Source organism: Luteibacter jiangsuensis (assembly GCF_011742555.1).
GTDB classification, from domain to species: Bacteria; Pseudomonadota; Gammaproteobacteria; order Xanthomonadales; family Rhodanobacteraceae; genus Luteibacter; species Luteibacter jiangsuensis.
The window spans coordinates 487,943-497,361 of the sequence record NZ_JAAQQR010000004.1 but is presented as its reverse complement, the minus strand read 5'-3'; the positions used below and the strand labels follow the sequence as shown (position 1 = coordinate 497,361).

At 60.0% G+C, this 9,419-nt stretch carries 8 protein-coding genes; 4 read left to right on the top strand and 4 right to left on the bottom strand.

The genetic code is table 11. From position 1 onward, the window contains the following. Positions 1 to 412 precede the first annotated feature (412 nt). Together HBF26_RS12080 and HBF26_RS12075 are read right to left on the bottom strand one after the other, a co-directional pair. The gene (locus HBF26_RS12080) at positions 413 to 1,345 is read right to left on the bottom strand and encodes a DUF3427 domain-containing protein (RefSeq protein WP_167126485.1); all 933 of its coding nucleotides are present in this window, start codon (positions 1,343 to 1,345) and stop codon (positions 413 to 415) included. 339 nt (positions 1,346 to 1,684) lie between these two features. Further along, on the bottom strand, positions 1,685 to 2,899 hold the full coding sequence (locus HBF26_RS12075) for a hypothetical protein (RefSeq protein ID WP_167126482.1): 1,215 nt from the start codon (positions 2,897 to 2,899) through the stop codon (positions 1,685 to 1,687). A 42-nt stretch (positions 2,900 to 2,941) separates the two neighbouring features. On the opposite strand from HBF26_RS12075, the gene HBF26_RS12070 reads away from it, so the two are divergent. Next, the gene (locus HBF26_RS12070; RefSeq protein ID WP_240151303.1) at positions 2,942 to 4,045 is read left to right on the top strand and encodes an SOS response-associated peptidase family protein; all 1,104 of its coding nucleotides are present in this window, start codon (positions 2,942 to 2,944) and stop codon (positions 4,043 to 4,045) included. Here the strand turns inward: HBF26_RS12070 and HBF26_RS12065 are convergent. Further along, positions 4,014 to 4,523 carry a hypothetical protein gene (locus HBF26_RS12065; RefSeq protein WP_167126480.1) on the bottom strand — a complete coding sequence of 170 codons (510 nt, stop codon included), beginning with the start codon at positions 4,521 to 4,523 and terminating at the stop codon, positions 4,014 to 4,016. The genes HBF26_RS12070 and HBF26_RS12065 overlap by 32 nt on opposite strands. A 58-nt stretch (positions 4,524 to 4,581) precedes the next feature. Continuing rightward, a complete protein-coding gene (locus HBF26_RS12060; protein WP_167126477.1) occupies positions 4,582 to 5,262 on the bottom strand; it encodes a hypothetical protein in 681 nt (226 codons plus the stop codon). A gap of 231 nt (positions 5,263 to 5,493) precedes the next feature. Between HBF26_RS12060 and HBF26_RS12055 the strand changes: the two genes are divergently transcribed. From HBF26_RS12055 to HBF26_RS12045, 3 genes are read left to right on the top strand one after another with little or no spacing between them, the layout of a single operon-like run. Continuing rightward, positions 5,494 to 7,326, top strand: a complete 1,833-nt coding sequence (locus HBF26_RS12055; RefSeq protein WP_167126474.1) for a type IV secretory system conjugative DNA transfer family protein — start codon at positions 5,494 to 5,496, stop codon at positions 7,324 to 7,326. After that, positions 7,323 to 8,129 (top strand): hypothetical protein, encoded by an 807-nt coding sequence (locus HBF26_RS12050; RefSeq protein WP_167125572.1) that lies wholly within the window; start codon positions 7,323 to 7,325, stop codon positions 8,127 to 8,129. The genes HBF26_RS12055 and HBF26_RS12050 overlap by 4 nt, the downstream gene beginning before the upstream one ends. 18 nt (positions 8,130 to 8,147) lie before the next feature. Then, positions 8,148 to 9,329, top strand: coding sequence for a glucosaminidase domain-containing protein (locus HBF26_RS12045; protein WP_167126471.1), 1,182 nt, complete (start codon positions 8,148 to 8,150; stop codon positions 9,327 to 9,329). Positions 9,330 to 9,419: the final 90 nt, after the last annotated feature.

The window sequence follows — 9,419 nt, the reverse complement described above, 5'->3', positions numbered from 1 at the left end:
TCAGCCTGCTTGATAAACCCGATGATCTGCTCGGTGGTGAAACGACTCTTCTTCATATCCGTCCTCGTGATTGACGGACTTTACAGCTTCATGTGGTACGGCTCAGTGGGGGCAGGTCACCGAGTATCTCCGCTTTTTCGCGGGGTCACCGTGTGAGCAAGCCTTTGCCATCAAAAATGTGCCCGATGCAGCGCCGCAGGACGCCGCCTTCGCTCAGGTGGAACGGGCCGTAAAGACGGGGCGTCGGTCGGGGACGTAGGGCATAAGTTGTCTTAAAGTTGGTTCTTCTTCTGGCGCTGTCGCAATCTAGAAGTTATCGCTCACTGAGGGCAAAGAACTATCGCTCGCGAGCTGTCGGGGTTCGTCGAGTATTCGTGACGAAAACGTTCCTGCTTAACAGTCATGTATTTATCTACACCTGGCATCTGTAGACCGTAGGTGTTAAGTGGTGGTTCTCGGGGCGCCAGTTCTCAATTTTCCTTACGTTTCCGCCGCTTGCTTTAAGCTCATCCCGAATTGCGTCTAGGGCGACGGAATGGACAATAAAGAGATCTGTGGTGTACCCGCTACCATCTCCGTCCCGGGCGGATTGGACCTCGGCAGTCGTGACCTCTACGGTAGATCCGGCCGACTGCGTGCCTTTAACCTCGACCCTCTTATGTAGACCATCCTTTACGCAATGGAGGTCGAACGGCCTGGTGCTGGAGGTGTCGGTAACGACGTAACCTAGTTCTGCATAATGAGCCTTAGCGAGGTCCATAGCGTAGTTCTCGATCGTTCTCCTTCGCCGATAGTCTCGCATCCTTCCCTGCCCTCGGGCTCGAGTCATTTTGAGGTCGCTTGTGAGTAGCTCGCGACGACGTTCCAACTCGTCTGAATCCGTAAGGGAGGCAGGCCGCCAGTTGTAAATTTGCGCAAGCGACCCCGTTGGGTTGTCTAGAAAGTCCAATGCTTCGAACTCACATGTAACAGGGTGCTCACCGGTCATAAGCGGGGCTGACAACCGCCCGCAATAAATGAAAGGTAAAGTCGAAGGAGCCTTTTCACGCAGTCTGGTAAACAGGTATGCCTGCCGCTCGCCCGACGCCAGGCTACGTAGTAACGGACTCGTTTGTGACTGGCGTGTCTGGCTTTGCCACCAGAAGACGTCGCCGTCGAATTGATCGTGGTAACTGTATGCCGTCTTCTCTAAGGTAACAAACAATAGCACTGCGTTTGCGAACTCTGAGATGCCGGTGGGGCGGACGAAATTCCTCGGTGATATGGCGCCCACCCTTGCGACCTCAGCACGACTGTACGGTTCGCCGATCTTGAACGCTGTTAGATCGATGAGTTCAGACTTCATGGCGCCCCGTCCCACGTGACCTCGCTAACGGGAGTGGCACCACATGCCATATGTTTTCATTCGCGAACCGAACTTCACTCTGCTTCACGGCGCCCCCATTTCGCGCGACGAAAGCCCTCAACTAGTCAGCAGCCTTCTTGCAATTAAGAATAATCGCAAGCGGCTTACTGGAAAAGAGGTGGCGCGACCGTGTCGAATCCGTGGGACGGCAGCTGCGCACTCTTGAAGTGCGCAATCAGGACCATGTGGCCTTCACGCAGAAACTCGATCGCTGCTATGGATCGATACTGAAGATCTGACTGTCGCTGCGCTGGCTAAGAGGCTGCATCCACTGGCGCCTTAGCGGGGGTGGGCTTGGTCGTCCCGAGGCGAACTTGCCTTCCTAGCGCTGAGCCTCGATGTACTGTGTGGCTTCACAAGACGAAGCGAGGTGTTTTCTCCTCCACTGCCATGTACTTCGGTCGCACTCTTCTTAATCAGATCAAGCTGACGCATTTCAGCAGGTGGCGCATGGTCCTGTTCCGCGTTTGGGGACACGAAAGCGTGCCAATCCTTGGCGAACGAAGTTACGGAAGTGGGTGTGATCTGCACGAGACCAATCGCGGCGACAACTACACTGAGAATGGAAAGACGGTTTTGCAGCTTTGCCTGTTGTGAGTCAGCATCCTTCCTCTGCGATTCAATCTGTGCCTCGAGAGATGCCTGCCGTTGGCGAGCAAGCCGGAGTTGCTCTTTGCGGTCTCGCTCTTGCTGACGCCTTAATTCGCGAGCGCGCTCTCGAGCCGCGAGTGCCGCATCTCGCCGTTCTTCCCTTACTACCTGACTGAGGAGATTTAGCTGCGCAGTCGTTTCGCGTGACTGTTCCACCAAACGCAGTTGATCGCGTGCAACAGCATAAAACTCGAGTAATTCGCGGGTCCGAGTGGAAATGGGGTGATCGAAATAGTGGGCAACCATGAAGGTCGTAAGGGTACGCATGGTGCGCTCGGCTAGCACTGCGTCTCCAGTAGCTACCCTGGAGGCGTCCTGGCTTACGGAGATAAGTGCCTCGCTATACGCCACCGCCAGAGCATAAGTGCGCACAACCCGCCTAAAGTGTTCGAGCGACGTTTCCTTGGCTGACAGGACTGCGAATCCGTCAGCATCTGCGAGGCAATGCTTGCCATTGCAGGTGCGATAGCGAGCTATGTCTAGCGTTGTGTTTGAACGCAAGAAGCGCGAAACCCCCTCTACGGAGGAATTGCCCTCCATCTTGGCCCACGCAACATAGCGGGCGTCATCGTTATCCAGGGATTTTGGCTCAATATATGGCTTGAGGTGATCCTGCGCGCACTGGAACGCCTCACTGTGCGTGGCGGTGTCGCTGACGCGGATAACCGCAAATGCTTGCTCGTTATGGGTCCCGGCAAAGAAGCGTAGAAGCTCGACATCGTCGTGTGGCCACGCGCATCGCAGACCATCCTTGACTCCCGCAAGGAAGAATTGGTCCTTTGCTTCTTCTGCCACTCCGGCTGGCTCGCGAAGAGCGATCTTGAGCAGTACTGCCTTGTGCATTCGTTCGTTCCCTGACTTAGCTGCCAACCAGATCCTCGCCCTTTGGGGGATATCGGCTGCAGGCATGCTAACTTTAGCGTCTGGTCGTCAGGCGTTCCGATGCGGCACGTCGCGCGGCAACGCGAGACATCCTCAATTGATATGTCGACCATGTGCTACTCCGCCAAAATCCTAGCCGACTTCCGCGCCTACCAACGCTTCGGCGGCACGCTCGACATGCGCGCCTTCGCCGAGCTCGCCGGCTGGGCGACCGAGGCCGGCACGTGGATGAGCGCCGTGCCCAAGGCCATGCGCAATGCCTTCCTGGCTTCGGCCCTGCCAGAAGACGAGGAGGCCAGGAATGCCGCCCTCGAGGCCTACCGTGTCGCCGCCTTGGCTCAGGAGCAGCTGATCGCCGAACAGACGGATCGCCTGACCCGTGCCGAGGCGGTCCTGGCTGGCCCCAAGCCCACCAAGAAAGCCGCCAACGACAAGCGCATCGCCACGAACAAGATCGCCGAGGCCTGCCGCAAGCTCGGTGAGGTGAACGACTTCGCCATCCAGGACGGCTTCGAGCGCATCTGGCCCGGCCATTACGCGCCTGTCCTGATCCGCGACCCGGATACGGGCGAGAAGCGGGTGGTGCCGATGCGCTACCGCTGTCGGCTTCCGGGTTGGACGGCCGCGGACGAGCGCGAGAAGCCGGGCACGTACATGGCCCGGCGCGACAGCCTGTCCACGGTGTGGCGGAAGCTGTGGGGCTACAACCATGCGGTGATCGTGGCGAGCCGCTTTTTCGAATCGGTGAAGCTGCACGATCTTCAGCATCGTTCGCTCGCACCCGGCGAACGCGAGTCGTCGGTGGAACTGGAGTTCCGTCCGGAGCCGGCGCAGGAGATGTTCCTGGCCTGTCTGTGGCGTTATAGCGAACCGACGGAAACCGAGGCCGGCTTCTATTCCTTCGCCGCCATCAGCCGGCCGCCGCCGCCGGAAGTCCGGGCGGCCGGGCACGACCGCTGCATCATCGCCATCAAGCCGCAATACCTCGACACCTGGCTGAATCCTGATCCGCGTCGTCTCGCCGAGCAGGACGCCATCCTCGACGATCCTATCGACGTCTATTACGAGCACCAGCTCAGCGCGCCTGATAACGGGGACGAGGATTAGTGCCGGCTCGCGCCGTCTTCTCGAAGCTTCCGTTCAGCCGATAGATCTCGCCGTTCAGCGATGCGCCATGGGTTTCGATATACGGCGTGGCGGCCAGCGTCACACCGAGCCTGGTCGCCACGCGCAGCGCGAACGCCGACCACGTGGGGGCGCCGCAACTCACATGCTGAACGATCAGGCAGAAGTACCGACGGTCCGGTGGCTCGGGAGAGATGGCGGCGTCGATGAGGAGGCTCTGACTCAGGACCACCGCGCGTATGACGCCGGTCAGACTCGTGTTCGGGGCCACGGCCTGGAGCCAGGGCTCGCCTGTAGGGATGTCCCTGGCGCACAGCGGGTGCATTGGATGCCGTCCCGGCTGCGCGCGGACGTGTTCCAGGCGCGCCCACAGCCGCGCGAGCGATCGCGCGGTGCGCACCATGAGCCAGCGAACGTCGTCGTCGGAAAGTGCAGGAGAGGGCGGTTCGAGCTCGGACATGGCGGCATCCTGCCGCGGTCGGGTATCAGCGATTGAGAAGTGCGGAAGCCGCCGAGGATCACGCCGCCTCGGCTGTACCGACGGAGACCTCCGTCCGCTTAGCATCCAGCGCTAATTGCAGGTACATGTCCATGGTTTCGAGGCGCGACTTCATGAGTGCCGAAATCCACGAGATGAAATACAACAGGACGATGATGAACCCGGCCGCGAAGTCCAAAGCCCCAGGGTGACGGCCGGCGGCGAACTCGCGAATCTGGAAGTAGAGAGCTACCGCGACAGGGATGAGCCCGAGAGTAGGAATGCTTCCGGCGATGAGCGGCAGCTTTTGCGTGAAGCGCTCCCTGCGAAAGCGAGCCATGGAGGCGTGGCGCTCGAGCGACGGGAGCGGCTGGCTTTGCAGCCACGCGACGAGTCCGAGGTGGTGCGGCAGATCGTGATCCAACTGCTTCGCGAAGTTGACCAGTGGCTTGTCCACACCGCGGAACTCTGTGCGCGAATACCAGACAGTCATACATAGACCGACAACCTCGACGGCGACCGCAGCGTACAGGGCGACGACCTGAGCCCGGGCGGGCAACGAGAGGTGCGGGATGAGAAAGCTGCTGAAGTAGGCGAGCAGGCAGATGGCAAACCCGAAAAGGGCTCTTTTGGTCGAACCCGGTGCCGCGGCATCGAACTCCGGCATCGCGTCCAGCCGGCGATTCAATTCGAAGAAGCTCAGCGAGCCTTCGTGCTCCATGTGGGTGATCCCTGTCGGGCTGGTCGCCCCCTGACAACCAAGGCCGGACGGGAATATATCTCAGCCGCCTGCGTTTTCAGAATCCCCGCAACCGACGGCAGCGCAACGTCGGGTGCGCCAATCGCGACGTCCCTTGCGCCGCAAGGCCTACGGCGCAGCAAGGCAACCACGTATTGCCAACACACGCTACCAGGACGAGCATTGCGCCTCGTTCTGCACGGAGTGCTGTTCATGCATCCATGGAAGGCGGCAATCGCCGTCGTTGCAACGCTCGCCGCTGTCGCGGCGGCTGCATATGGTTCGGGTTACATCATCTACCTTCTCCTCGGCATCGAAGGCCACCCGCTGCACTGGAACACGGCGTGGCACTACTTCGCCGCGCTAGGTCAGCCCGCGTATGAGCCCTATGCCTGGCGAATCAAGCTGGGAATCGGTCTGGGCTGCGGACTGCCCGGCCTGGTGTCGTGTGCCGTGCTGGTCGGGCTGTTCCGGAGCCAATCGTCGGAGTCCGCGCACGGCGACGCGCGTCTCGCCAGCGCGACGGATCTGAGAAAGGCCGGCCTCTTCCGCCAAACGCCCGAGAGCATCCTCATCGGGCGCTACAAGGGGCGCTACCTCTGGTTGGGTGGCGCGCAACACGTGATCACCATCAGCCCGACACGCTCGGGTAAAACCACCAGCGTCGCCATTCCCGTCGTGCTGACCTACCAGGGCTCGGTCGTGGTGCTGGACGTGAAAGGCGAACTGCACAAGACCACCAGCGGCTGGCGAGAGTCACTGGGGCAGGTCGTTCGGGTATGGGCGCCGTACGACGAAAACGGCAACACCCATCGATTCAACCCGATGACCCTGCTGGCGGGCATGAGCCCGGCCAGGCGCATCGGGGAACTGCAGACTATGGCGGCCATCCTCTATCCGGACCAACCAGGCGGCGACCCGTTCTGGACCGCGCAGAGCCGTGCTGCCTTCACAGCCTTTGCCTCGTTCCTGTTTGAAAGCTGGGATGAGAAATACCCCGCCGCCTCCATCGAGTTGATCAATAGTTCGGTCGATTTCCCCAGCTTCGAACGCATCCTCAACTTCTCCAGCGGCAAGGACGGGCAGAGCACCCGAGCGATGCTCGGCGGCATCCTCAAGAACCCACGCCGGCGTCACATCAGCCCGCAGACCCGTACGGTGTTCAACAACCTCGTCGGTCTGGCGGACGACACCTTCTCCTCGGTGATCGCCACCATGCAGGCACCTTTGCAGCAGTTCCTGAGCCCGGTACTGGCAGCCGCGACCAACGCCACGGATATCGATGTCCGCAGCCTGCGGAGGACCCCGACATCCCTCTACGTGATCATCCCGACCAACAAGCTCGACGAGAGCAGCAAGCTGCTGAACATCTTCTTCAGCACAGTCATCGGCAACAACCTCGACAAGCAGTTGAGGGAAGAGCCGGAACTGAGGCACCAGATGCTGATGCTGATGGACGAGTTCACGGCCATGGGGCGCGTCGACGTCTGGGCCAAGCGCATTTCCATTTCCGCAAGCTACGGCGTGCGCGATCTGTGCATCGTGCAGAGCCGGTCACAACTTCGCGCCACATACGGCGACCACGACGCACAGAACTTCATAACGAACCACGGTGCCCAGGTGGCTTTCGCGCCGCGCGAGCAGGCGGACGCGAACGAGTACAGCGAGATGCTCGGGTACAAGACCGTACGCAAGCGCCAACGGAGCACCAGCACCGGCGGCGGCAGTCGGCAAGTGTCGACGAGCTTTGCCGAGGAAAAGCGGGCGTTGATGCTGCCGCAGGAGGTCAAGGACCTGCCCGCCGACGAGCAATTGATCTTCTACGAGGGCTGCAAACCGATCCGGGCTCGAAAGAACTGGTTCTTCAAGGACAAGGGCTTGCTTAAGAGGGCCAGCCTGCCGCCTGCCGGAATCGAGCGCGCCGGCTCGCTGACCGGGATCGATGAATACCAGTGCGCGAAGCCGGCAACCGCCCAGGGCAAGGCCTGGCTTCAGGAGACAGCAAGCGCGGAAGTGACCCGCGAGAACAGAAGGGGGGCGCGATGAACGCGGAAGACGACGATTTCAACGGCGAAGGCGCGAGGCCTTCTTCGCTCATCCCGGTGCACAAGCTGGCCACGCGCGATCCGATGCACGACCTGCAGTTGCTTCGGGACGTGGCGATCATCAATGAGCGGGTCAGGCGGGAGCTTGGGCCGATGCCGAAAAGCAGAGGAAACAATGCGAGAACGGATAGTGAAACGAGGGAAAACAACTCGATGAATCTCAAGATTATGCCTTCAGTTGTCGCCTTGGGCGCACTTGTTGCCGGAGGGGCGGTCGCTGGCCAACTCGGGGCATTACCTTCGCCGATTGAAGACCGTGGATACCCAAAATTCCAACGGTACGCTTCCGTGCAACTTGGCGCTGGGACTGAATGTATTGTCGGCGCGTCGTCGGATGAGGATGGTTTGAACCAAAGACCGCGCGTTCGTCTTTCGCGCGGGAATGCGGAGCTTTGGCGCAGAGATATAGATATTCCCTCCGAATACTATGCCGGGCGAGCCACGCATTGCCTGCAACGCGGAGGTTCGGTCTATGTTCTTGTTCAAATTGACACGCAATCTCAGTCGAGCCTCTCCCAAACCTTGTTGCGGATTGTCCGGATGAAGCATGGGGATGGTGCCATCGAAGGTTGGGCGGATCTGGAAGTTCCCGGGACCACCGGTGCTTACTCCGCGTGGGTCACCGGGGGCATCGGAAACTTTCGGATTATGGGCGATTCGATAGCTATCACTGGGAAATATCGCTACTTGAACGCCGATGATGTCCAAGCGTTTTCGATGAACGTTGCTTCTGGACTCAAATAGCGAAGGGGTTACGCAGTCATGGACGAGAAGGAAAAATTCATCGCAAGGCTTTACCCGGCCGCTGTGAAGATATCGGAAGAAACGGGCATGTCCTGGCAACTGATCTTGGCTCAGGCGGCGCAGGAGACGGGGTGGGGTAAGAAAGTCCTGCCTGGCACCAACAACATCTTCAACATCAAGGCCGGCGTGGGCTGGGAAGGTGAGACGAAGACGTTCAATGTATGGGAGCGTGTACAGGGAAGAACGGTATGGATCGATCAACCGTTTAGAGTTTACGAGACTCTAGAGGATGCGATGGCGGATCGCGTCCGTTTCCTTCGCGAGAATCCTCGATATACCAAGGCCGGCCTTTTCGATGAAGGCACAATCGGCGATCTCGCGAGAGAGGCCGATGCCCTGCAAAGAGCTGGTTATGCCACCGATGAAAACTACGCACGCTCTCTTGTCGAGGTATTTGAAGGAAGGACGATGCGTCGTGCCATAGCGCTAGCGGGGCACGAGGTCGACCAAGTCGGCACATCCGTCTCGCAAAGGGACGCATCTACCAAGGAACTTCAAACGAGTCTCAACCGCCTTGGCTACGTTGACGCTGCCGGCTGCGAGCTGAAAGTTGATGGTGACTACGGTCGCCGCACTCGCCTCGCCGTCGAAGATTTCCAGCGGCGACACGGGCTGGTGGCTGACGGCATAGCCGGGCCGCTCACCCTGGCGGCCGTGGATCGCACTGTGAAAACCGAACTTCGCTCCATCGGGCAACCTGATGCGCCCTATCTGCGGTCGGGACATCCAAGCGACAACGCAATGGGAGCGCCGGCATCCTTTTCCTCATCAGAAACGCGGGCCCTCGATTGGCAGGACCCGCGTCATCCGAGAAGCGACCTCCACGATCTTTACAGCGAACTTGGGAGGCGCGTGCCGGATGCCTCGGAGGACCGCCTGCTCCAATTCACGGCGGTATGTCATGAGAGCTGTATTACGGCGGAGAACTTGGTCGAAGCGCGCCTCGACGAGCAACAGGGGACGTTGACGTTCGTCGGTACGGGTGCTCTTACGCAACCCGCGCACATCGATCTGAAGAGCCCGCCCCCTTACCCCGAGGAGGCAATACAGCAGATCCAGCAGCACGACCTACAACAGCAGCAGGTGATGGAGCAGGTTCGCGCTCAGCAGGCCGAGATGGGCATGAGTCACTCACGCTGAGGTCGGCCGCGTGTGATCGTTACGAGGCATGCGTGCGCGAGAGAGGTCGGGGGGATCCGCAGGGCGGAATTGCCGGGGAATCTATTCAAA

Bases quoted from the DNA above. Each gene is read 5' to 3' on its own strand.
- HBF26_RS12080 (WP_167126485.1), bottom strand. From the start codon at position 1,345: ATGAAGTCTGAACTCATCGATCTAACAGCGTTCAAGATCGGCGAACCG.
- HBF26_RS12075 (WP_167126482.1), bottom strand. From the start codon at position 2,899: ATGCACAAGGCAGTACTGCTCAAGATCGCTCTTCGCGAGCCAGCCGGA.
- HBF26_RS12065 (WP_167126480.1), bottom strand. From the start codon at position 4,523: ATGTCCGAGCTCGAACCGCCCTCTCCTGCACTTTCCGACGACGACGTT.
- HBF26_RS12060 (WP_167126477.1), bottom strand. From the start codon at position 5,262: ATGGAGCACGAAGGCTCGCTGAGCTTCTTCGAATTGAATCGCCGGCTG.
- HBF26_RS12055 (WP_167126474.1), top strand. From the start codon at position 5,494: ATGCATCCATGGAAGGCGGCAATCGCCGTCGTTGCAACGCTCGCCGCT.
- HBF26_RS12050 (WP_167125572.1), top strand. From the start codon at position 7,323: ATGAACGCGGAAGACGACGATTTCAACGGCGAAGGCGCGAGGCCTTCT.
- HBF26_RS12045 (WP_167126471.1), top strand. From the start codon at position 8,148: ATGGACGAGAAGGAAAAATTCATCGCAAGGCTTTACCCGGCCGCTGTG.